The organism is Parabacteroides sp. CAG:2, from assembly GCF_000436315.1.
Classification (GTDB): domain Bacteria; phylum Bacteroidota; class Bacteroidia; order Bacteroidales; family Tannerellaceae; genus Parabacteroides; species Parabacteroides distasonis.
The window spans coordinates 80,092-104,971 of the sequence record NZ_FR885260.1 but is presented as its reverse complement, the minus strand read 5'-3'; the positions used below and the strand labels follow the sequence as shown (position 1 = coordinate 104,971).

Annotated in this window: 20 protein-coding genes; 5 read left to right on the top strand and 15 right to left on the bottom strand. The window is 43.2% G+C overall.

Features of this window, described 5'->3' with window-relative positions:
- From QVP94_RS02225 to QVP94_RS02180, 10 genes are all read right to left on the bottom strand, one after another.
- On the bottom strand, positions 1–668 hold a 668-nt coding region (locus tag QVP94_RS02225; protein WP_288213149.1), incomplete at its 3' end, for a radical SAM protein.
- Between the two features lie 207 nt (positions 669–875).
- Complete coding sequence (locus QVP94_RS02220; protein ID WP_005860066.1) at positions 876–1,061, bottom strand: TIGR04149 family rSAM-modified RiPP; 186 nt, start codon at positions 1,059–1,061, stop codon at positions 876–878.
- Positions 1,062–1,094: 33 nt separating this feature from the next.
- A complete protein-coding gene (locus tag QVP94_RS02215; RefSeq protein WP_005860068.1) occupies positions 1,095–1,739 on the bottom strand; it encodes a lanthionine synthetase LanC family protein in 645 nt (214 codons plus the stop codon).
- Position 1,740: 1 nt separating this feature from the next.
- Entirely contained in the window at positions 1,741–3,564 is a 1,824-nt protein-coding gene (locus QVP94_RS02210) for a glycosyltransferase family protein (protein WP_005860070.1), read from the bottom strand.
- 10 nt (positions 3,565–3,574) lie between these two features.
- Complete coding sequence (locus QVP94_RS02205; protein WP_227211346.1) at positions 3,575–4,093, bottom strand: glycoside hydrolase family protein; 519 nt, start codon at positions 4,091–4,093, stop codon at positions 3,575–3,577.
- A gap of 8 nt (positions 4,094–4,101) precedes the next feature.
- Complete coding sequence (locus tag QVP94_RS02200; RefSeq protein ID WP_005860074.1) at positions 4,102–4,809, bottom strand: glycosyltransferase family 32 protein; 708 nt, start codon at positions 4,807–4,809, stop codon at positions 4,102–4,104.
- 5 nt (positions 4,810–4,814) lie between these two features.
- Positions 4,815–5,177, bottom strand: a complete 363-nt coding sequence (locus QVP94_RS02195) for a DUF3244 domain-containing protein (protein WP_011967178.1) — start codon at positions 5,175–5,177, stop codon at positions 4,815–4,817.
- Between the two features lie 168 nt (positions 5,178–5,345).
- A complete protein-coding gene (locus QVP94_RS02190) occupies positions 5,346–7,157 on the bottom strand; it encodes a tetratricopeptide repeat protein (RefSeq protein ID WP_022191858.1) in 1,812 nt (603 codons plus the stop codon).
- Between the two features lie 360 nt (positions 7,158–7,517).
- Entirely contained in the window at positions 7,518–9,086 is a 1,569-nt protein-coding gene (locus QVP94_RS02185) for a PD-(D/E)XK nuclease domain-containing ATP-binding protein (protein ID WP_022191857.1), read from the bottom strand.
- Positions 9,087–9,219: 133 nt separating this feature from the next.
- A complete protein-coding gene (locus tag QVP94_RS02180) occupies positions 9,220–10,887 on the bottom strand; it encodes a nucleoside kinase (protein ID WP_008773059.1) in 1,668 nt (555 codons plus the stop codon).
- 83 nt (positions 10,888–10,970) lie between these two features.
- Here QVP94_RS02180 and QVP94_RS02175 point away from each other — a divergent pair, with 83 nt between their 5' ends.
- The 5 genes from QVP94_RS02175 to map all read left to right on the top strand — a co-directional run bounded on the left by QVP94_RS02175 (position 10,971) and on the right by map (position 17,301).
- A complete protein-coding gene (locus tag QVP94_RS02175) occupies positions 10,971–12,656 on the top strand; it encodes a Na/Pi cotransporter family protein (protein WP_022191856.1) in 1,686 nt (561 codons plus the stop codon).
- Between the two features lie 76 nt (positions 12,657–12,732).
- On the top strand, positions 12,733–14,115 hold the full coding sequence (locus QVP94_RS02170) for a S41 family peptidase (protein ID WP_022191855.1): 1,383 nt from the start codon (positions 12,733–12,735) through the stop codon (positions 14,113–14,115).
- An 11-nt stretch (positions 14,116–14,126) separates the two neighbouring features.
- Complete coding sequence (gene nagA, locus QVP94_RS02165) at positions 14,127–15,302, top strand: N-acetylglucosamine-6-phosphate deacetylase (RefSeq protein WP_022191854.1); 1,176 nt, start codon at positions 14,127–14,129, stop codon at positions 15,300–15,302.
- Positions 15,303–15,358: 56 nt separating this feature from the next.
- The gene (locus QVP94_RS02160) at positions 15,359–16,372 is read left to right on the top strand and encodes an AI-2E family transporter (protein WP_005863489.1); all 1,014 of its coding nucleotides are present in this window, start codon (positions 15,359–15,361) and stop codon (positions 16,370–16,372) included.
- Positions 16,373–16,443: 71 nt separating this feature from the next.
- A complete protein-coding gene (gene map, locus QVP94_RS02155; RefSeq protein ID WP_022191853.1) occupies positions 16,444–17,301 on the top strand; it encodes a type I methionyl aminopeptidase in 858 nt (285 codons plus the stop codon).
- Positions 17,302–17,313: 12 nt separating this feature from the next.
- Here the strand turns inward: map and porW are convergent, their stop codons facing one another.
- From porW to QVP94_RS02130, 5 genes are all read right to left on the bottom strand, one after another.
- Positions 17,314–20,874, bottom strand: a complete 3,561-nt coding sequence (gene porW / locus QVP94_RS02150; RefSeq protein WP_022191852.1) for a type IX secretion system periplasmic lipoprotein PorW/SprE — start codon at positions 20,872–20,874, stop codon at positions 17,314–17,316.
- A 7-nt stretch (positions 20,875–20,881) separates the two neighbouring features.
- Positions 20,882–21,685 (bottom strand): metal ABC transporter permease, encoded by an 804-nt coding sequence (locus QVP94_RS02145; protein WP_022191851.1) that lies wholly within the window; start codon positions 21,683–21,685, stop codon positions 20,882–20,884.
- 17 nt (positions 21,686–21,702) lie between these two features.
- A complete protein-coding gene (locus tag QVP94_RS02140; RefSeq protein WP_005860099.1) occupies positions 21,703–22,122 on the bottom strand; it encodes a hypothetical protein in 420 nt (139 codons plus the stop codon).
- Positions 22,123–22,157: 35 nt separating this feature from the next.
- Positions 22,158–23,393: a 3-phosphoshikimate 1-carboxyvinyltransferase gene (locus QVP94_RS02135; protein WP_009275210.1), complete on the bottom strand. Its 1,236-nt coding sequence runs from the start codon at positions 23,391–23,393 to the stop codon at positions 22,158–22,160.
- 548 nt (positions 23,394–23,941) lie between these two features.
- Positions 23,942–24,763, bottom strand: coding sequence for an alpha/beta hydrolase (locus QVP94_RS02130; protein ID WP_022191850.1), 822 nt, complete (start codon positions 24,761–24,763; stop codon positions 23,942–23,944).
- Positions 24,764–24,880 lie beyond the last annotated feature (117 nt).

The window sequence follows — 24,880 nt, the reverse complement described above, 5'->3', positions numbered from 1 at the left end:
GACTCTTTCCCTTCCTTTTTTACCCGATATATATTATTCTGTTTGGATCCATCAATGCTTATCAATAAATGCACATCATTCTCGACAAGATAATTCATATATTTAGGCAATAATATCGCATTTGTCGTTAAATTATATACAAATGTTATCCCCTTTATCTTCACTGCATTTAAGTAGTTAATTATTTTTTCAATTAATATCATATTGACTAAAGGTTCTCCTCCAAAAAATCCTATGTTTATGGTATTATTGAATGATATATTACGATATGATTTCCATAGTGATATTAAATAGTCAATTAGAATTTTAACATTATTAAATTCTTGTTTGCCTCTATTGCGTTCATCTTGATTTGAATATAAGTCTCCATAACTACAGTATTTGCAAGATAAATTACATTCATCCGTTACCTCAATAAGTAATTGATTTAGGTTTGCTAACTCTGATTCTATACAAGAGGTATCATATTCAATCTCCATATTGGGGATTTTTTTCTCGAAAAAATTATTCTCTCTCAAGAAGAAATCTTTTTGTTTATAATATTCATATGCATTCTTGTCCATATCTATATCAACATATTCATTTTCAGAGGGAGACAATAATATGCTATTTATATATGAACTATAAATATATGTATATCCGGATTTTGATATAACTGGTTGTATCATAATTTATTATTTAATTAGCTTTTGATATCACTAGCATTTCGCACATATTGAAATTGGTATAATAGTTAATTGACATTCAATATCTATCTTAGTGGAAGTAAGAACTTCTTATTTCTTTAATAAGAAATAAGAAGTTCTTTAAAGTGACAGATATCCGCTATAAGATACATCTTATAACAGAAAAATCTTATCTTACTTCAGAAAAGGTTAGTAACCCCATCCATATCCACCACCCGGAGAATAAAGATCTCCTGAATGATTTGCGCTAGCATTAGCTGAGCCGCCTCCACCTCCGCAAATGCAGCATCCACCGCCTTTGAGTTTTTTTAGCTCTTTTTTTTCTAACTCATTTTTGCTGAGTTGAGAAAGTTTCAATTTACGTACTTGTTTCATAACGATAAATTTAAATTGTTTATAAATATGAAATTAGCCAGAATAGACTGGTGTTTCTTCTAATATCCATCTAAGTCCATATCCTGAACTTCCTTGATGTAGACCAAATTCCCATGAATGGATATCCTCATTTTTGGGAAATGATCCTATAATTTGCAATATAGCTTGTTTTTTATCCAATATTATCTTATTATTACAAATAAGATTCCATTCTAATAAAAATAGATCATCGAAATTTGTATGAATTGCTGTTATATCTGCGTTGTTAATTCGTATATTTATATAACTAGATATTCCCATTAGTCCTGTCTCCAAACTAAGATCTTTTATTCTTCGTAAATCCCGCTCCATGACTTTTTTATCGATTTCTGTAAGGATTTCATTGGAATCCCCTTCCATGAACCCATTTTGAATTAGATATTCGATTCCCCAGCCGATTCCACATAATCCAGTCTCCAGATTTATAGGCAATGTCTCTGGAATATTCTCGCAGATTTCTTCGAGCAGTTCCCCTGCAAAGTCATCATATATAGCTGAGTCTGTATATCTTGCGTAGTGCGCAAAGAATAGCACAACTCCCATCTTTCCATGGAATAAACCAATATCCTCTATGTCGATTGAATGCAAAATCAGATGATTCGCTATTCTTCGTAATAATATGTCTTTTTCTGTATTCATCTTACCAACACTCAATTTTAGTATTTAAATCTTTTGCAAAGCCTAGCAATAATTCTTTTTGATAAGTTTTGCTTGATGTCAAACAAACAACCTTACTTGGGTTTAAGATTCGTAAAATCGTCTCAAACGTATTTGCGTATAAGAACAGTCTAGGAAAATTTTGTTCAATGCTATCATTCTCAAATACCTTTTGTTCGGAAAATTCAACTTGTACAGCTGTAACTGTTTCCGGTAGTTCTGTATCATCTGGAATCTCATATTCAGATAATAATAGAATTGGAATCTCTTCTTTTTGTAAAAAAGTCGATATATGAGCCAATTCTTCCTTGTCCACTAGGTAAACCAAGCAACATCTTTTATATGGAGATAAAAGCTTTGTCCAAAGATGATTATCTATATTAAAGTTATTTGTGGTATTCCTTTTCTTTTCTATCCATTCAAAATGATTCAAGAAATTAGAGATGTTGTGAATAGACTCCTCGATAGATTTTCCGGCGATACGGGAACGTATATAATCCATTTGTTCTTTCGAAATGAAAGACAGTATATATACGAACAATGCGTTTTTTATGGAATGGTTGCCAAGCATGAGTCTTAGGGTATCCCGGACCTCATATTCTTGAATAGCTGTTCTTATATATTCTTGTATGATTGTATCAAACTCGATTTTGTATTTTCCCAAATCCAGCGAACTCATCTTTTCTTGAGACTCCTCTTGTCTCCAATTTTCCAATGTGCGCCAAGGAATTGAATGACGTTGCGCAGAATAGAAATAAGAAAACATGGATTCAAAGCGTGAACGTATGAATAAATTTTTCCTTCTTTTCAGCTTTGAATAATTACATTTCTTGAATTTCTCTACAGGAATGAACCGATCCTCCGCTTTTTCATACCAATATTGATAAGTTTCAGTGTGCTTTTGAAGACATGGACGTAAATGAAACCATATCAGACCACCATCAAATAGCTTTTTATTGTGAAACATTACTTCCAGAACTTGATTGTAGCCGGGAGCTTTTGGCAAATAACAAGCTTGGTAGGTCATTTCTTCAGAGACCTCGAAAAAGAAAAGATCTCGCACTCCGTTGAATGGGCATAGAATGTCCCGGTAGGTTGTGTCTATCTTTTCGTCTCCTAAAAAAGTAAGCCATTCTCCGTTTTTTTGTAACACATTGATACCAGAGAGGGATACCAATATTTTATCTTGCTTGATTCTTTTTTTCAAATAGGAAAAATAGAAAGGAACCATCTTTATCGCTAACCAGTCTTGCCATTTTCTTTTTGGACTTTTGTCCTTTTTAAAATTATGCAGGTAAGATGTATATAGCTTATAAGCAATTTGTTCCAAAGGGTTGATCCGGACTTTTTGCTCGGTGCGGTAGGCATCACAATATTTTTTGAATGATTCGGAAAAAAATAGCTGATCTGAATCTATCTTGATCGCATAGCGATATGTTACTTTTGAAATCGCATAATTCGTGTATCCGGAAAGGAGATGAATTGAATCCTTCGGCAGATTCATGGTCTCTTGGAATTGTTCATCCGTTAAATCTATAGGATAGATATAGGGTTGGTATTCAAAGATTTTGATCTTGTAGGGGTATTTGCTCTGTTTTCTTTTAAGTATATTAGCTGTCTCATCTGTACAATTGTGATATACCGCAATCAGCTCATCTAATCCTTCAATACAGGACTCTATGCAAGCGTCTAGGAAATCCGCGCTGTTTTGGCAGCGCAATATACCCGTTACCCCTAAAGGGCGTTCTTTTGTCAATTGTGATAAATCGACAGTGTATTCGGTATAGTCCTGTTGCTTAGAGCTCATGGTAATTAAATTATTGATTCATTTCTAATTGATTTTGAGAAAAACAAGTTTCCCAAATTTTTTTCTGTATATAGCTCTCTTTATAAGGACTATATGGCAAATCTCTTTGTGCATCTTCTCCTATGTACTCTTTTCTAAACATTAAATATGTATGATAATCTTTTAGTGTATCGTCATTCAAAATTTCTGTTTCTTGTATCTTTATATCTATATCCGATAATACATCTTTGATCTCACCGGTAATAAAACGTTCTCTTAATAGATAGGTGATTCCCCATCCAATGCCACATAATCCATCTGACAAATCAAGAGATAAATCATCCGGAAGCTCCATTATAGATTCTAATATCTCGTCCGCGAATTGTTCATATAAAGCATCTCCACTATAACGACTGTATTCATAAAATAGGATAGTCATGCCTAGCTTACCGTTATACAATCCGGTATGCTCTAGAGCCTCTGTTTTCAGTACCCCGTAACGGAGTAGGTCTTTTAGTATGCCTTTGTATTGAATGAATAACTCTTTCATATCGTTCATTAATTGTAAAATGAAAAATTCGTACCCCAGCTACCAAAAAAATAATGAGAACAATATGCTTCCTTTATTTTTTCATGGAATGAGGCGGTCTCTCCCTGATAGATATATGAACCCATGTCATCTTTCGTCACAGGCGTTACTTTTGAATAAGGGAAAAGAGTAACCTTGTATCTTTTCTTCAAGGTATTAAATATCCGTGATATCATCAATGGGCCTGTTGTATGCATCACCTTTTGTGCTGGATAGTCCCGTAACATTGCATCAGTAATTTCTTTTAAAATGTCTATCCATCCTCCGCATCTTGGCTCAGAAACCATAAATGCATTTCCTATTAGGGTGGACATACTTGAGTTGAAATTATGCTCCGGGGGCTCTTCGCCAAATCCTATCATCACGTCTTCTAATAATGGCTCGATAGGCTTAAAACATTCCGTATCCAAATCCGTATAGACTCCCCCATATACATATAATATCATATAGCGAATCGTGTCCCAACGTTGTACATTGTATGGAAAACTTCTATACATGGAAAGATACTCCGGAAAATGTTTTTCTACCAACTCATCCATTTCCTCTCCGTTCCAAAGGTGATATTCCCAATCTGGATTCTGCTCTCGCCAAGTTCTTGCCAAGATTTGTAAGCGGGTGGGCATACATGGTTCTGTACGCCCCTCCCAGACTTGATGTATGATTTTAGGGATTGCCATACGGTTTATTGATTTTCAAATTCACCCACTAGCCATCCTAACTTATGGGTCAGGATAACTTGATATGTCCCTGTTCGCATCCCGTTCACTGCAATGTCGATTATATCGCCCATCGCACCGGAAAATGTATTCTCATATATTATATTACTATTCTCATCCGTAATATGAATTGTCAGGTTATCCAGAGCATCCTTGAACTCTATGCTCAGTATATTGTTATCTATGGACAATGTGGGTGGCAACGCCGTGATGGAACGATAATCCTCATCATCCCATCTTCCTTGTGTAGGAATGTCATCCCCATACGCCAATGAAATGGAGAAAAAAGAACTTAAAAAGATACAGAAGGTCAACAAATTTGTTTTCATACGCTAATATTGTTTAATTACTGGTTGTGTTTTAATCGTTTGTGAATATCAGTAAAAAAACAATAAGCGAATGAACAAATATGAACAATGCGCAAAAATGTTTTTTCGTCCTGTTCTCACTTTTGTTCGTTTTTGTTCGTTTTTTGATTTTAAATCCTGTATAAATAATTATATATCAGATATATATTTATCAAAATCCTTCGCTGTTCCTGCCTTCTTGTTGAGCTTCTCATACAATCTTTTTCGATAAACGGATACGTTTCCCTTACCCAGCAAGATTTCGATCGCCCCGGGTTTTACTCCTATTTTACTTAGATAACAGATTTTCCTCTCCGATTCGTTTAAGGAGGTGGATTTTTGCAAGGTGGTCACCATCTTTGGGTAAAGTTTGTCCACCGAGATGAAAAGTTTATGCCAATCCGTATCCGTGGGTTCCCAGCCAGCGGGGGAACGGAATTTATCATATAGGCGTTCGTTTTGCAGTCGCTCTGATTCCTCTATTTTTTTCCGCTCTTCTTCTCTTGCTTGTTCCCGTTTCTTTAAGTTTGAGTTCTCACTCCGAAGGGTGAGCAAATTTTTCTCTAATTCATCTTTGGTATGAGACAATTTCTCTAATTGCATGATTTTTTGCCTAATCTCCTCGTTTGTCCGCTTTAGTTGCTCATCTTTTTCCTTGGAAAGTTGTCGCTCTGTCGTTTTGTAAATTTGGATTTCGTTCTGTAGGCTATCCTTTACGTCAGATATATTTTTCAGGGTCTGCTCATTTCTTTGAATTTGTTCCTCATTGGCTTTTAACCGTTGTAACAGGCTTTTTCGTTCTCGCCTGTAATGGATGAAACGCAGTAGGGCTACTGTTAATAAAAACAGGCAAGCCGTTATGAGTAAAGAATAAAAGGACTTCTGTTTAGAGGCGTAAAGCCGTGCCTCCCATAAATCCTGTTCGATTTCGTTATATGAATAGAACGCTTGTACGTTCCGGATGGATTCAGCATTCTTTCCTTGCTCTATAGAATCTTTTAATAATTCGTATTGCTTAGATAATAACGCCGCTTGTTCCCATTGCCCTTTCTCCAAGGCTATTTCTTTCAAATGGAAAAGTCCTCCGGCACGTGTCTCGGGTAAAGGTGCAGAATTTATACAGGCTTGTAAGTAAAAGCGAGCCGAGTCGATTTGACCGCTTTTCTTATAAAGTTCCCCAAGCACTAGATATACGGGATATTTGGCTTGTGGTTTTGCTACGTTTTGTAAAGATGTCCGCAATAATCCATGTGCTTCCTCCATGCGTTGTCTGTCTATATAGAGACCTGCTAATTCCGTATAAACCGAAGGAATAATTCTCTTCCTCATTAAAGCGATCGCTTTTTGGTTGCAAATAATGGAGCTGTCTTGAAGGCCCAGCATCAAGAAGGTACGCCCTAAGTCCCGCAATGCGAACACCTGTCCTGTACTGTCATTTATTAGATGAAAATTCTCCACCGCTTTTTTCTGGAAAGGCAATGCCTTCTCATAAACCTTCTGGTAGGCATAGAGCATACCTATATGATTATGGATCCTACCAAGCAAGGCATGATCCTCTATCTTTTCCTCATCCCGAAGAGCTTTGAGGTAATATTCCTGCGCTTTTAGCGGGTGCCCCAAGTCTTGATTGATTCTTCCTTTATAATACCAAGCTTTCGCTTTTCTTCCCAAGTCGTCTGTTTTCTCGTAATAATCTGCGGCGATCGAGATCAGGGAGTCGGTGGTATGCGTAACGTACGTCTTGTCTTCCGCTTCCGTCAGCAGCAAAGAATAATGTGCCTTATCTTTTCGGGATAGGTTTTCTTTGTTCTCTATTTGTTCAAGGAGCATTAACGCGCTATCCGGATGTTGAGGCATAAGGTTCTCTACTTTCCGGAAGTCTATGGTTTGATGCCCCATCCCATCGCAAGAGATCCATATAATAGGTATTAGAATTAACAGGAAAACAATGTTTTTCTTCATTTGCGTGTTATTTGTTGAGGGTAAAAATAATACAAAAAGACGAGAATATCTTGGCTGGAAATCCCGACTTTTTGGATCTATTTTTATTACCATTAAAACATATTGAATAACAGACGGTTAAACTAGAAGCAAGTCATCCGTTTATGGCTTGACAAGTGAATAACTAACGGCTTGTCAAGTGAATAACTAACGAGTAGGGGTAGCCGTCAGTTAACGGCTTGGGAAGTGATCAGTTATTCACTTGAGAAGCCTTTTCCCAGAGAAGATATACTTACTTTGCCGATGAAGTATATCTTCTCCGGGCATAGAATATATACTGCGTTGGCCAAGTAAGTATATATGGATAAAAATAGGACTTTTTCACCCTACCAGCCACCTCTCGATATTCCGGGTCTCGGAGGAGAAATTCGCGCCGATCTTTAAGACCTCCCGGTCGTCTCCGGCGAAGGGTAGGGCATAACCTTTCTCCTCGATCTGCCGCAGAGCCTCCTCTGCGGTTCCGTTCAGCTTGAACTCCATAATATAGACGTAGCGGTCGGTTTGTAGGACGAGGTCGATGCGTCCATTCGAGGTGTGGTATTCCACTTGCGTGTACAGTCCGACCAGCTTGAAGACGATGAAGAGCACGTTGCGGTAATGCAGCTCCGTGTCCCGTTCCGGGTTCCGGCCAATAATCGCCTCGTAAGAGGTATCGGCGAAGAAGCTTTGTAGGCGGTGGAAGAAGGCGTCGTAGTCTCCTGCCCGTACCTCTCTCACAAAGCGGCCTATCTCGAAAGGAGACTTCGAGGCTTGAATGTTCGTATAGAACGGCAGTAAGTATTTCATGAAACCCTCCTCTACCTCTTGGTTGGGGAAACCTAAGCGATAGATCTTGAATTCCGGCTCGTAATCCTTGATCGTGAGGTATCCGCTTTGGTAGATGACGGGGATGGGATTGTTCGAAGCGGAGTCGATGCTGTTCAACACGTCGGCGTCGGTCTCGGTGTTGGCCATGTCGTACAGGTCGTAATTCGTTCGTTTCAGCAACTCCACCAAGTAAGTGGGCGTGCCCGTCTCGAACCAATAATCGCTGAGCCGCATATACTTGAAGGTATTCAGCAGGCTGAAAGGGTTATAAATGCCCGGTCCCCCGGCCACGAAATGATAGCCGTCGTACCGTTTCCGTAGCAAGGATCGGGCCTCCTCGTATGTCCGCTCAAGGGCAGAGGCCAACGTATGGATGTCCTCATCGAAATGCGTACGCAGCTCCGTTTCCGTGATGCCGCAAATGGCGGCGTAAGGCTCCCGCATGGATATATCGTCCAGATTGTTGAGGTCGCTGAAGACGCTTACCTTCCCGAACTTGGTCACGCCGGTCAGCAGGGCGAAGCGTATGGCCCTGTCCATGGTCTTCAACACGCCGTAGAAGGGTTTGAGCATGTTCCGGAATCGGTTTTGCGTCTCCTCGTCGTGCAAGTTCTGTAGCAAGGGCTTGTCGTACTCGTCGATCAGGATCACGGCCCGCTGTCCGGTTTTGCGGTAGGCCCGGTCGATGATTCCGGCGAAGCGGAGGGGCAGGGTCTCCTCGGTAGGCCGTGTCCCATACTCCTCCTCATATCTGGACAAGGTATCATTTAATATCTTATACAAGCTGTCAGGGGCGTCGTAGTGGGAGATATTCAAGTCGAAATGCAAGATCGGATGCTTGGTCCACTCTTTCTCCAGCTTCTCCATGGCCAGTCCCTCGAACAGCTCCTTTTTCCCTTGGAAATAGGCCTCCAGCGTGGATAGCAGCAGACTCTTCCCGAATCGACGCGGGCGGCTGAGGAAATAGTAGCTTCCTGTTTTCACCAATTGATAGATCAAGGCGGTCTTATCAATGTAGAGATAGCCGTCCTTGCGGATCTTCTCGAAGTTCTGTATGCCGATGGGGTAAATAGTCTGGTTCATATCGTCTTGTGTTTAATGTGACTCATAGACAAAGATATGAAAAAAACACGTACATGTTTTCAAAAAAAGACGTACATGTTTTCGGAAAAACACGTACGTCTTTTTTTAAAGGCTTTATAGAGTATGATTCTACCTAGTACTTGAAGCTTCCTCCCCCCAAGAATTCACGGAGCAAGGAAGTTCCGGGAAGTTCCTCCGTCGGGATGTAATTAAAGTAGCGGAGGAAACGGAGCAAACGATACGCCTCCGCATTCGCCTTACTACTCTCCGGCACTTGTGCGAGGATCGGTTCCGCAAATTTGCGCAAGGCGGCCAGCTCATACAACATGGCGCTGTTAAACATAGCGTCCGCATTCTCCTGATACGGAAAGATCCATTTATCCTCACCCCGGCGAACGCTCGGCCAACGGTTGATCGTATCTTCCGCCGAATATCCCCTAAAGCGATAATCCCGGATGATACGGCGCAGCAGACGATTATCCGTCGTCGGTATCCAATTATGGTTATCCAAAGAGATAGAGGTCAAGACCGAGACATATACCCGATATTTATATTTATCATCGATAAACTCCGTCAGCTCCGGATTCAAGGCATGGATACCTTCTATCACCAAGATCGAGTTCTCACGAAGCTTAAGCTTCTTCCCTTTGAAAACCCGTTGGCCGGTCTCGAAATTAAAAGTCGGCAAATCGATCTCTTCCCCGGATAACAACTTCTTCAAATCCTTATTAAAATAGGGTAAATCCAGCGCATACAAGGATTCAAAATCATACTCGCCATGCTCATCCTTCGGTGTATCTTCCCGATTCAAGAAATAATCATCCAAGGAAATTCCTACCGGATGAAGCAGGTTAGTTGTTAATTGCACTTGCAAACGCTTGCAAAACGTAGTCTTTCCCGAAGAAGAAGGGCCAGAGATCAAGACGATACGGATGCCCTCTTTATATCCATCGGCGATCTTTTCGGCGATCTTAGCAACCTGTTTTTCCTGCATCGCCTCAGAGACAAGGATTATATCCTGAGAGCGGCCTTTCTCTATCGCTAAATTCAAATCCCCCACATTATCTAAGCCGACAGTCCGCTGCAATGTAAGGTGTTCCTTATAAGCCTCGAACATCTTATCCTGCTTGATGACAGGCTGCAATTCCATCGGATCGGTCTGCTTCGGAATACGGAGCAAAACGCCATCCATATACGGTTCCAAGTCAAACAATTGGATATAGCCGGTCGAAGGGGTTAAACAGCCATAAAAGAAGTTGATATAACCTTCCAACTCATAATAAGAGGTATAAGGCAATCCCGCCGTCTCTATTAAGCGAGCCTTATCATTCATACCCCGCTCCCTGAACAATACGGCGGCATCCACCGTACGGACACTCTTATGGAGGAAAGGAAGATCCGCATCAATCAACTCCCACATACGTTTCTTGATCTTCTCGATCGTCTCCAGATCGATGTTCTTGCCGTTATGGATCACGCAATAGTAACCTTTCGATACCGGATGTTCCAGATTTAAGGTCGCCGTCGGCCAAATATCATACACCGCCTTGGAAAATATATGGCAAAGCGAGCGGACATAGGTTCTCAATCCGGATAATTGAGTATAGTCGATAAATTCGATATCCTTCGGTTGCCAGCAACGGAAGTTCAAGCTTTCCGTCTTATTATTCACTTGCGCGTTCATCGGCCTGTACCGAAGCGGAGCGCCAACCGCCGTATAAATGTCCAACAACGAAGAACCAATGGGTACATCCTTGTAGGTATTATTATTTTTGCAGTAAATTGTTATTGTCTCAGACATACTATCTCAGTTATTATTTGTAAATTCGCCCCCTAAAGTTAGGAATATTAATCGGATATACAATCCACTTAAACGTAATTTAAATGGACTATTCTTTTTTTGATTTTCTCCGGCTGATCGGCTCCTTGGCGCTGTTCTTGTACGGAATGAAGATCATGAGTGAAGGGTTACAAAAATTTGCGGGTGACAGTTTACGTCGAATACTAACCGCGATGACCACGAACAGAGTAACCGGTATGCTCACCGGGGTGTTAATAACGGCTCTTATCCAATCATCATCGGCTACGACGGTTATGGTCGTGAGTTTCGTGAACGCCGGGCTTCTTACGCTGACCCAATCCATCGGAGTCATTATGGGTGCCAACATCGGAACCACGGTAACGGCATGGCTTATCTCCGCCCTCGGTTTCAAGGTCGATATCGCCGCATTCGCCCTTCCCCTTTTAGCTTTCGCTCTCCCACTCTTCTTCTCAGGAAAAAGCTCTCGTAAATCAATTGGTGAATTTGTTTTTGGTTTCGCGTTCCTGTTCATGGGCCTTCAAAGTTTAAAGGCAAACGCCCCGGACCTCGGAGCGAATCCGGAAATGCTGGCTTTCGTGCAGAATTATACGGATATGGGATTTTTCTCCATCATCTTGTTCTTATTTATCGGAGCGATCTTAACCATGATCGTACAAGCCTCCGCTGCCACGATGGCTATTACATTGATTATGTGTGCCAACGGCTGGATCGATTACCATTTGGGAGTCGCTTTGGTATTAGGCGAGAATATCGGAACTACGATTACGGCCAACTTAGCCGCATTAACCGGAAACACACAAGCACGACGAGCCGCGTTAGCGCACCTTGTTTTCAACGTTTTCGGTGTCATGTGGGTTTTGGTGCTCTTCTACCCTTTCACGAATGCCGTCTCATGGTTTGTTACCCATGTAATGAAGGTCAGTGATCCGGCTGTGGCGGTATCCTTTAAACTGGCAGCGTTCCACACTGCATTCAATATCAGTAATACTTTCATTATGATCTGGTTCGTAAGCTTGATCGAAAAGACCGTATGTACGCTTATCAAGCCCAAGGTGGAAGACGAGGAATACCGCCTTCGCTATATCACGGGAGGTATGTTATCCACCGCCGAGCTTTCCATCCTACAAGCTCATAAAGAAATCTCATTATTCGCCGAGCGTACGGCTAGGATGTTTAATATGGTGAAAGAATTATTTTACGAGAAGAATGAGGAGACCTTCCTCAAGACGTATAGCCGTGTAGAGAAATACGAGAATATCAGCGACCGCATGGAGATCGAGATCGCGAATTACTTGACTGAAGTATCGGAAGGCCGTTTGAGTTCTGAAAGTAAGGAAGAAATCCGTATCATGCTACGTGCCGTCTCGGAAATCGAGAGTATAGCGGATTCTTGTAATAACCTTGCCCGAAGTATCAAACGCAGAAACGAGTTCAAATCCGAATTCACGGAGGAGCAAAACAAGCATCTGGATCATATGTTCGAATTGGTATCCGGGGCGTTAAGCCGCATGAACGTAATTCTGCATAAGCCGGAACTCGTACATGATGATATCAATCCTTCTTATAACATAGAGAACGAGATCAACAATTACCGCAACCAGTTGAAGAGCCGGAATATCGAAGATATCAACAATAAGCTGTACCAATATCAAGATGGCGTTTATTACATGGACATGGTTAGTGAAAGTGAAAAGCTGGGCGATTATGTATTAAATGTTGTTCAAGCGGTTATCGAGAAGAAAATATAGCGTATATTTGTCCTTAACAATATCAACAGCCCTTTTCCGTTATTGAGAGAAGGGCTGTTTTTAATATATATCCACTATGAATTATAAGTATTATACGATCGTTATCCTTGGCCTTTTAGCATTCTCCGCTTGCGAGAAAGATGATATCGATATTCCGGCAACCGACAATGAAGTAAATCAATGGATCGAGCAAACGATGCGAGAGAATTATCTTTGGTATTCCGAGTTCCCGGATAAAAGTTCCTTGGACTTTAGTCTTGATCCGGAGAGCTTCTTCAAGGGCCTGTTATCCTATAAAGACGGGAAAGAGCTTTCTGATGGCCATCATTACTTCTCCCAATTAGAGAAAGCGACCGTAACAAAGAGCATTTACGATGCGAACAACTCATACGGATTCGATTTCGCAACTTCCAACCTTAAAGACGGAGGTAGTACCTATAAAATAGCCATTGTCCTTTATGTATTAAAGGATTCACCCGCCGAAGAAGCCGGATTGAAACGGGGAGACTGGATACTTGGCGTAAACGGTTCTTGGGGTACTATCCAAGATTATGACATATTGAGGAACGGAGGCAGCGTATCCCTCCAACTAGGAGAAGTCCAAGGAAATGGCAAAGGAATAGTCCCGACACGGATAGTCACCCTAAACGCATCCCGAACGGTAGAAGACACCCCATTCCTAAAAGATTCCGTATACACATATGGCAATAAGCGAATCGGCTATTTGATGTACAACCATTTCGCCTCCGGACCGGATGAATACGATTATAGCGACACAAGTTATAATCTTTATTTGCAACAACTCTTCGAAAAATTCCAAAGCCGCAACGTCAATGAGTTCGTACTTGATTTACGCTATAATGGGGGTGGGCTTGTCAATTGCGCCCAATTACTGGCTTCGCTATTAGTCCGTGAAAACGTTTTAGGAGAACCTTTATGTATCATGGAGTATAACGATAAAAACTCCAATAAAAATGAGACCTTGCCTTTACTCAAAACGACCGAGGTCATGGCGGGAAACTTAAACCTACAACGGCTATTTGTTTTGACAGGTTCAACTACGGCTTCTGCCTCCGAACTTATCATTAACTCGCTACGATCTTATCTAGACGTTCGGGTTATCGGTAAGCAGACTTTTGGCAAGACCGTCGGTATGACGATCTACAATGAATCTAAAAAATATGGCTGGATACTTTCTCCCGTCACTTTCCATATTTATAATAAGGATCGGGAAGCTGATTATGAAGACGGATTTCATCCCGATATAGCTATTGATGAATTCAAGAGTGATCTAGCTGAATTCGGAGATTTGAAGGATCCTTTATTAGGACAAGCTATTTACGAGATAACCGGCCAGTCACCACTCTTACGATCCGCTACCCCGAGGGGCAACCGGGAAATCCAATATAATCCCCCGTTGTCCTATAAGGATAACTTATTACTGATTCCAAAAGACTAAAAACAAAATATATGGAAAGCGCATTTCTTAAAATCATAAACGCAAAAGTATTAACTCCTTCGGGCCTCCTACCAAACGGGCAAATCATCATCTCGGATGGGAAAATAGTGGAGATCACCGGGCAAAACCGGGAGATTCCTCATGCGGAGATCATCGACGCAAAAGGATATTATGTGGCTCCCGGCTGTATCGACACGCATGTACACGGCGGCAACGGACATGATTTCACGGAAGCTACCCCGAAAGCGTTCTATGCGATCACAAGAGCACATGCTTTACAGGGAACAACGACTTTATATCCTACATTGGCAGCGGCCCCTATCGAGACCTTCCGGGAAGCGATCAAGACCTGCGAGCACATCATGAACCACCCGGAACAGGGGGCCCGTATCATGGGATTACATCTCGAAGGCAACTATTTGAATATGGCTATGAAAGGCGGACAAGACCCTAATTATATTTACCCGCCCGATCCCCAAGAATATAAGGAATTACTAAACAGTACCCAATGTATTAAACGCTGGAGCGCCGCCCCCGAGCTTGACGGAGCTTTGGAATTCGGTAAATATGCGTCAGCTCATGGTGTGTTGGTTTCACTAGCCCACACCACAGCCGATTATCTCCAAGTGAAAAAAGCATACGAAGCCGGATTCACCCATGCTACCCACTTCTACAATGCCATGACTTCCGTCCATAAAGACCGTGAGTATAAACATGAAGGAACGGTAGAAGGTATTTATCTCATGAAAGATATGACCGTTGAAGTTGTAGCCGATGGTATCCACGTACCACCAGCAATCTTAAAGTTGGTATATCAAATCAAAGGGGTAGAACGTACCTCCTTAATCACGGACGCAATGGCCGCCGCCACTTGCGATAACGGTACGGAACATTTTCCGGACTCCCGGGTAATTATTGAGGAAGGCGTATGTAAATTAGCCGATCGCTCAGCTATCGCAGGAAGTATAGCTACCGGAATCCGTTTGATCCGTACCCTAGTCGAGAAAGCGGAAATTCCATTGCACGACGCTGTTCGTATGGCTTCCGAAAGCCCGGCCCGCCTAATGGGTATTTTAGACCGTAAAGGAACATTGGAGAAAGGAAAGGATGCCGATATCATCATTTTCAACAACGATATAGAGATTCAAGAGACCTTCATCGAAGGTAAACGGCTCTCCAAAGAATAAGAAATCCAATAAACAATGACTTCTCCTATCTTGTTTTTAGATAAATAAGGGCATGAATGTATATGGAAAACGTAAAAGAACATTACTGGAGATACTCATTGATCACCATTATATTAGGACTAGGGGTAATTCTATTTTTTAAGATTACCCCGTTTCTTGGAGGTATACTTGGAGCATTCACCATCTATATATTGCTGCGTGGACAGATGTTCCATCTGACAGAAAAGCTAAATATGAGACCGGCTTTTGCAGCTTTACTGTTACTGGGGGAAACAATCTTATGTTTCTTAATCCCAATCACATTGGCGATCTGGTTGGTAATCAACAAAACTCAAAATATTAATTTAGACCCGACTGTACTGCTAAATACAGGCCAACATATAGCGGATCTAGTTCAGGAAAAGACCGGGTTTGATGTACTGGATAGAGGAAACTTATTAAAAGCGGCCTCTATACTCCCACAAATCGGACAGTTTTTAGTGGGTAGCATAAGCAGTTTCGCCGTAAATGTCGTCGTCTTGATTTTCATTCTGTACTTCATGCTGATAGGCGGAAGAAAAATGGAAAACTATCTATACACCTTATTCCCCTTCAGTGATCAAAACAAGGATGAGGTACTCAACGAGATCAATATGATCGTAAAATCAAACGCCATAGGTATCCCTCTTTTGGCGGTTATACAAGGTATCGTAGCGGTGATCGGTTACTTTATCTTTCAGACTCCCGATCCGCTGTTATTTGGGTTTCTCACTTGTATCGCTACGATCATTCCCATTGTAGGGACCGCATTGGTCTGGGTTCCGTTGGCGGCTTATATGGCTTTAAACGGAGATTGGGTACATGCCTTGGGATTGGCTATTTATGCCTTGCTTGTCATTACGAACGTCGATAATCTGATTCGTTTTATCCTACAAAAGAAGTTGGCGGATATACATCCGTTAATCACCGTCTTCGGAGTCGTAATCGGGTTGTCCTTATTCGGATTTATGGGGATCATCTTCGGGCCGTTGTTATTATCCTTATTCCTTCTTTGTATAGATATCTTCAAGAAGAGCTATTTGGATAAATAAAGAGTATCTACAGGACAGGGTATCTTAAAAAGTCATACCTTTACACTACATTTTGAGTAAAACGAATTAATATGTCACGTAGAACAGTAAACAATTGGAAGCCTATCAAGGGGCAACCTCTCACCGAATTAGACAAGAAAATCCTATATATCCAAAATAAAGGACATTTAGTACCCACCCGCAAGCTTATCAAGACTCCAGAGCAGATTGAGGGCATCCGCAGAAGTAGCGTGATCAATACAGGGGTGCTGGATTTAATCCAGAAGGAGATTAAAGAAGGTATGTCTACAGCTGTTATCGATAAATTGGTGTATGATTATACGGTAGGGCATGGAGCGATTCCAGCCCCCTTAAACTATGAGGGGTTCCCTAAAAGTGTATGTACCTCTATCAACGAGGTCGTCTGTCACGGTATTCCCAGTGAGAAGGAGATCCTAAGAGACGGTGACATTATTAATGTGGATGTCTCAACGATTTTAGATGGTTATTATTCGGATGCGTCCCGCATGTTCATGATCGGGAACATATCTCCGGAAAAGCAGAAATTGGTACAGGTCGCCAAGGAATGTCTGGAGATCGGTATGAAAGCGGCGAAACCGTTCGGATTCGTCGGTGATATAGGCAACGCTATTCAAAAGCATGCGGAGAAAAACGGATTCTCTGTCGTACGGGATTTATGCGGACATGGCGTCGGTCTGGAATTCCATGAGGAACCGGAAGTTTGTCATTTCGGACGGAAAGGAACTGGGATGCTTTTAGTTCCGGGTATGGTCTTTACGATCGAGCCTATGATTAACATGGGTACTTGGAAAGTATTTATCGACGAGGAAGACGGTTGGACGGTCATCACCGAGGATGAACTACCCTCCGCCCAATGGGAACATACCTTCTTGATGACAGAGACAGGATTGGAAATTCTTACCTATTAATATCTAATGCAATTAACGCTTCCGGGCCTTTTCCCGGGCGGCCTTTTCCTTTTCCCGCAAGGCTTCCTTGCGGGCTTTTTCTTTCTCTTTCAATTTTTGCTTGTATAAGCGTTCCTTCTCCTTGCGCTCTTTTTCCTTCTGTTTCAGGCGTTGCTTATAAGCACGTTCCTTTTCCTTACGAAGGTCCTCACGAGCTTTCAGTTTCGCCTTACGATCCGCTTCCGCTTGTTTCAGCTTGGCTTTACGGTCGGCTTCCAGCTGTTTCTCTCGATCAGCCTTCGCTTTCAACAGGGCACGTTCTTCCTCCGCTTGCTTCTTGAGAAGTTCTTCCTGTTCTTTCGCTTTCTGCTCACGTAATTCCTTATCCGCCTTTTGCTGAGCCTCGAAAGCCTTACGAGCCTCTTCCTTGCGGGCTTCTTCTTCCGCAGCTTCCCGTTTACGGATCTCTTGGATTTCTTTCAAGGTCATGCCTTGATCCTCAACCGCCGGCTGAACAACAGGAACCGTATCCTTACGAAGGGTATCGACAGGCTGGATCTCCGGTTTGTCAAACGCAGGGACCTCAATCGTATCCGGGACGACTGGTATAGCGGGCTGTCGAACAGGCTCTTGAACAGGCCGTTGTTCCTCCTCCGGCTCTGTAACAGGTTGTTTTTCCGGTTCAACTTCTGGTTTCAATTCATCTGCCTCTTCCGGCACTTCGGCTTCTTCCTCCGTGATCATTTCATCTTCAGTCGCCTTCTCCTCCTTAGCGGCTTCCATACGGGCTTTCCAACGGCCTGCCAGATCCGGTAATTCCTCACCGAAGCTCTCATCGAAGAAGGTGATATATTCATCCAAGGTCTTGCCACGCATCAAGGTCTCATAATTATCATCAGAGATCGGTAACACGGCAACCGCTTTATTCAAAACCGTAGCATAGCCATCCTTACCGTATATCATCTTATAATATTGGATAATCTCGTCAAAACTAATAAATCCTTTAATCGCCAGCATACTGATCGGACCGGCCTGCTCCAAAGCCAAATCAAACTCTTTCACCATGAAGTTCGCGAAGTTATAAGCGGCGACGGCGAATAGCAACTGATTCTGATCTACGCTACCCGTAGGATATACCAAAAGCATCTGATAAGGCGTATTCCGTTCCGGATTAAATACACGGGCCGAATCCTCGGCAGATAACATACCATCCTCGCCCAAACCGAATCGTAAGTTCCAACTCATACCTTTCACACCGCCCTGCACCAAGGCACGTCCCCGAAGAACACCTTTCAACATCTCCCCGGCCAGTTCCGTGACATCCGCATTCGGATACTTCTCGACCAGCGCTTTCAAGGCATTCTTAAAGCCTTCCGCATCCCCGGCCTGCACATATGATAACGCATCCAAGAACATGAATTTAGGCATCAATGTAGCCAATGGATATTTCTCGCTTACGTACCGGAAACTCTTACGGACATACGCTGTATCGCTCTCCAGATAGCGGCCGTAAGTAGCTTGATAGATCGAGTCTTGTACCACATCCATCATGCGGATATTATACTCGTAATTCGGATCAGCCACAGCTACCGCATAATCGCTTTCCGGGAAGGCGTTCATTAGTTTATTCTTATACTCGGTAGCCAACGCTGTATTTCCGGTTTTCAGGGCCATCAAATATACTTGATAATAGCTCTCCAAACGGTGCTCATTATCCGGGAAACGGCGTTCCAAATTCTCGAACGCCTCGACAGATAAGGGGATATCCTCCAACTTATCCTTATAGATCATCGCCATATTGTAAAGACCGTCTATAATAATAATGTTAGAAGCGTCTATATCCTCTTGCGTGAAAGGTAGCTGCTGTAGATAATACTCACGGGTATGCGGATCATCGGCGGCAACAGCCGGCAGATCACCGCCTATCGAATCGGTCGGCAACGGCTCACCGTCCGGCCCTACCATTTGGGTGGAATCTCCCTCGGCCAGCATCTCCTCATCCAGATTCTCATTAAAGGTAGAGAGTTCCTTCTTACGGCGGCGCCAGTGATCTTCCAACGGACGACGTCCCCATTTACGCTGGAACTGTGTCTTTCCTTGCGCTACAGTCTGAGGGTTATAGAAATAGAAAGACGCTCCACCGGACGCGTTCGGCAAGACAACAGCGTTGGTTTCCGTACCGGGACGGTCGATTCCAGTGCCTTTCGCTTCCTGCTCGGCCAGATAAGCCTCCTTCTCAGCCAAGGCTTTCGCCTCTTCCTCCTCTTTCTTTACCTCCTCAATCTTCTTATCGATAATCGCTAACCGCTCCGCTTCCGGTAATTTAGCCAAGGCTTGCAAACTGTCTTGAAGATGGACCGCTTCTACATGCACGACCAATTCATCCAGAATCGCCGACAATTTAGAAACCCGTTCATAATCCCTGTATTCCTTTTGAATTCCGGCTAAGGCTCCGCTAAAGCAAGGTTGCGCTTTCACGTAATCCCGCATCGTAAAATAGATATCTCCCAGCTTTATCTGGCAGATCGCCTTATCCATTCCATTCAATGTACTCTTATCGATACCGAGTTGATAGTTCTTTATGGCATTCACCGTATCTTCCCGGCTGAGGTATACATTTCCTAAAGCATAGTATACTTGATCCAGATAATCCTTATTCTTCTGGCTTTTCGCCATTTTCTCGAGCATCTTCACCACTTTCAAGTAATTCGTACCCGAGAATACTTCTGTCTGACGGATACGTGAGGCAAATTCCAACTCATACGGAGGATTCGAACGGGCTACCTCACCAAAGGTCTTATAAGCCAAGCCATCTAATTCTTGATCCGCATAGATTTGTCCCAAAAGATACTTCATCCGGGTACGTTGCTTCCGGTTTTTCTCCGCCTTGATAGCGGTCTTCAGATAAGGGATGGCATCCTCGAACTGCCCGTTCTTGATCAAATAATCGGCATACACCGCCGCATATTGCTTCAAGGCGGAAGCAGGAATACCGTTCTTGTTCATCTTATCCAAGATATCCTCGGATTCATAGAACCAACCCAGCTCAGAATAACAACGGGCTTGCCACAAACGGGCCTCGGCCACGACCTCCTCGTCCTTCGCGTAATGACGGGCTATATAGGAAAAGGTAGCGGAGGCTTGCAGGAAATCGGCATTGTAGAATTGCGCCTGTCCCATGATCAGCCAACTATTCTTTAAGAAAGGGTTATATTCCTCTTGTTCTTGGATAGCACGTAGTTTGGGATTATTCCGCCAGCCCGGTTTCTTAGCCGGTTTCGCTTTTATGGAGTGTAGTTTAATAGCTTTATTACTTTTCTCGATCGTCCGGTCGAAAGGGCCGCCCGGCTCGGCTTTGTCTTTAGGCTGGGCGCTGATCGGATACATATAGATCCTGTCGGAATAGTTCTCTTTATATCCGTCCTGTTGGCTTTTCAGTGCCTCGTCAAATGCTTGTTTTCCATTGAAATAAATATTATAACGGGTCGTAAAGGCATGATAAAAACGGCTCGCTTTCGTGTTCTTCTTCGTGCTGCACGACCAAAGCAAGAGTACCGTTAATAACGCCACTATGTAGTAAAACCCTTTTTTCATTCTTTAATTAACGCCGTAACAACGGTTTTATTGCTTTCAAGGCCAAAAAGAGGACCACCAAAAACAAGATGATAAACGCACCGGAAGGCACGTTCAGGAAATAAGAAAGAACCAGTCCGGACACGCAACCCAGAAAGCCGATCACGATACTTCCCCATATGATCTTCTTGAAGTCGGAAGTAAACAGGTTTACCGTTATTTGAGGCAAGGTCAGCAAACTCATCAATAGCATAATCCCTACCAAACGGATCGAAAGAACAATTGTCATGGCGATAAAGCACATCATCGTATACTCGATCCATTTTACCGGCAGGCCTTGCGTGACAGCGAAGTCACGATCGAACGCCACGTAAACAATCTCACGGAGGAAAAGGGAGAATATGAGTATCAACAATACCACCAACCCTAAAATCCATAAGATATCGGCCGTAGAGATCGTTAATATATTACCAAATAGATAGGCGGATAGATTCGGGGCGTACCCCGGGGTAAGAAAGATGAAGATCACTCCCAAAGCCATACCCAGCGACCATACGCCCGCTATAGCGGAATCCTCCCTTACGTTTTGCGTCTTGCTCGCCCACTCCACGCCAAAAGCGGAGAGGATGGAGAACAGCATCGCCATCAAGATCGGGTTTGTTCCCAGATAAAAACCCAAACCCAAACCACCGAACGAAGCATGCGTGATCCCTCCGCTGATAAATACCAACCGGCGGGATACGATGTAAGTCCCGACAATCCCACAAGCGATAGCGGTTAGCAAGCTCCCGATCAAGGCATTCTGAAAAAAGGCATATTGCAATAAATCCATATGATTCGTTTCCTAAATTAATGAGTACGGCGTTCGCCAATGATCAAGAATGCCTCATCCTTCAAGGCATCCGGCAAATTGATCCCTCGCAATTGCAGGCTACGGAGCCAACCGGCCACCTCCACTTCCCGGAGGGTATAAAGCACTTCACTAAACTCCTCAACGGCTTCCTCATCGTAAGCGTCCGCTTCCACTCCTTGGAACCGATCCAGTTCCTCATCGTTATAATATTCGATTTTCTTGCTGACGGCGGCTAATAAACTATCCCGCTCGCAAGTCTCATGTTGTCCGCAGCAAACCTCCGGAATCTCCTGTGCCTCGGGGATCTCCGAGATCTCCCCCCGTTCCAGCATCTTCTGAAGTTTCTTATTCCGGAAATACCCGGCGATAGCGGCTACGACACCCAGACCTATAAGACTTATGACAATGTACCACATAATTCAATTGAAAGTTGAGAATTGAAAACTGAAAATTAAAGGGCTGATTCTCTAATAGAGAAACCAGCGGCCTTAAGATCTTCCCAATAATGGGGATAACTCTTGCTGACCACTTGCGGGTGGGCGATCTCTATCCCCTCGGGACGTACCAAAGCGGCGGGAGCGAATGACAAAGCCATCCGATGATCCTCGTAAGTGGCGATTACCGGATGCGACTCCGGTTCCCTGCGTTCACCGTTCCACTCCAAGATGCTATCATTGCGATCCGTCAACACATAACCTAATTTACGAAGCTCTGTCTTCAATGCCTCGATCCGATCCGTCTCCTTGATCTTCAATGATTGAAGTCCCGTAAAGCGGAAAGGGATATTTAATAACACGCAAGTCACCACAAAGGTTTGAGCCAAATCCGGTTCATTCACGAAGTTATAAACCAACTTCTCACAGATATTTCCAGTATGCTTTAACACGACTCCACGTTTCGTATAAGTAGTGCCCACTCCCAATTGAGCGAACAACTTCGCTCCGGCGGCATCTCCCTGCAAGCTATTCTTGAATAAACCTAACAATTCGATCTCAGCATTTTTCGATAACGCCATGATCTCATACCAATAAGAAGCGGCACTCCAATCGGATTCCACCGTAAAACGAATCGGCTTATACTCTTGGGGAAGTACTTTGATCGTATTCTCCGTCCAAGAGGCTCTCACTCCATATTGCTCCATCAATTGCAAGGTGATATGGATATAGGGCCTAGAGATAATAGCGCCCTCCAAATGCAACGTAACCCCATTTTCTGTTAACGGGGCGATCATCAAGATAGCGGATATATATTGAGAGCTGACATTTCCCGGTAGCGAGATCTCTCCGCCTTGCAAGGCGCTTCCGAAAATACGCAAAGGAGGATAACCCTCCTTCTCCATGTACTCGATCCGGGCACCTAAAGCGTTCAGCGCATCCACCAACACCTTGATCGGACGGTTCTTCATGCGTTCGGTTCCCGTAATCGTCCATTCGCCCACCACCTTCGAGAGGAAAGCAGTAAGGAAACGCATCGTCGTACCCGCCGCACCCACATTAAAATCCCGATCGTTCGAGTTCAATGCCTTTACCATCAAATTTGTATCATCGCAATCGGATAAGTTCTCCACATCGTATGCACTATAACTTAGCGCATTCAAGATCAATGCCCTGTTACTGATACTTTTAGAAGCGGGAAGCTTTACGGTAGTCCGGATAGCGGAACCCGGAGCATCTATCTGATAATTCATCGCTTTCGTATATTCAAGATTCAAGAGGCAAAAGTACGAAAATTAGCGTACATATGGAGTATAACAGCGGGAAACTTTCTTTATGCTTCTTTTCGAATGCGAATCGTGACAAGGCATTCGTTTGAATCGCCCCAACCAGTAGACGTGAGGGGCAATAAAACGCCCTTTTAAGTGAGAGTATTCCCGTTTTTAAGCACGAAAGGCGACAAAAGCCTACACGTATAGTCGCGTTGGGCGACGCCAATACTGCCGTTAGGCATTATAAACAGTCACGAATAGGGTTGTCAGTAGTCGTGAATAGGCATCGTAACCCGGTTAGAACCCAGTCGTAACCCTATCGGATAGCCCGAAGAAGTCAATGGATATGAATTAGGATGAATTATTTTCGCTAGAATGAAAGGCGGTTTTTCGGTATTGTATTATCAATGAACGAATTATTGTTTTTTTCTTGCGTATTTGGCAACGAGTCGTACATAGTCCCGGAAAAATCGGTTCTCCGGGACTTCAGTTTACAAAATGTCAGAATGTCAAATCGCCAAACGGTCTTATCACAAGGCCTTCATCTTCAAGAAATGCTTCCAGAAAAAGAGGATCTGGTAATCAATAGAATTATTCCAGTATTGTGAATCATGATTACCCGGGCGAGTGATAAAGTCGTGGTCGATGCCTTGTTTTAATAACGCTTCGTGGTAGTTCTTATTCACCTCCAAAAAGAAATCGCTGTCACCGCAATCGAAGATCAAAGCGATCTGGTCTTTCCTCAAGGTTGGAACCAAATTGATAACCGTGTACTTCTCCCAGTTTTCCGGATATTTCGCCTTCTCACCTATTTGCACGCTCATCTCCCAGTTTTTCGGGAAAGGGCGGATATCCACGCCACCGCTGGTACTTCCCGCCGCGGAGAAAACATCGCTATGACGAAGGCCATTCCACATAGCGCCATGTCCACCCATGCTCAAACCAGTAATAGCACGTCCCTTACGATCAGCCACTGTCTTATAATGGGAATCCACGTATTTCACCAACTCATCCGAGATGAAAGTCTCATACCGTACATCAGCGTTCAAAGGGCTATCCCAATACCACGTATTCTTACCATCCGGGCATACGAAAAAGATGCCCTTCTCATCAGCGATCTTAGGTAGATCCGGCTTGATACCGACCCATGTACGAGCGTTACCGCCATAGCCATGTAACAAATAGATCACCGGACACGCTTTCGTCACGGCCACATCCGGACTTACCACGACTACCTCTATACTTTTATTCATCGAAGGACTTTTCACTTGCAAAGTATCTACCTTCGCTGCCTGTAAACCGAGCGGAAGCAAACAAACCAACGCTACCGCTACCTTTTTCATCCAATTCATATCAGTGAACATTAATGATTAATTCCCCGTAGCCTTGTTTTCAAGGAACTACGGGGACAAATATACAGATTTCTACTCGATGGCCCAAGTCTTGTCCGGTGTAGGCCCCATCTCCAA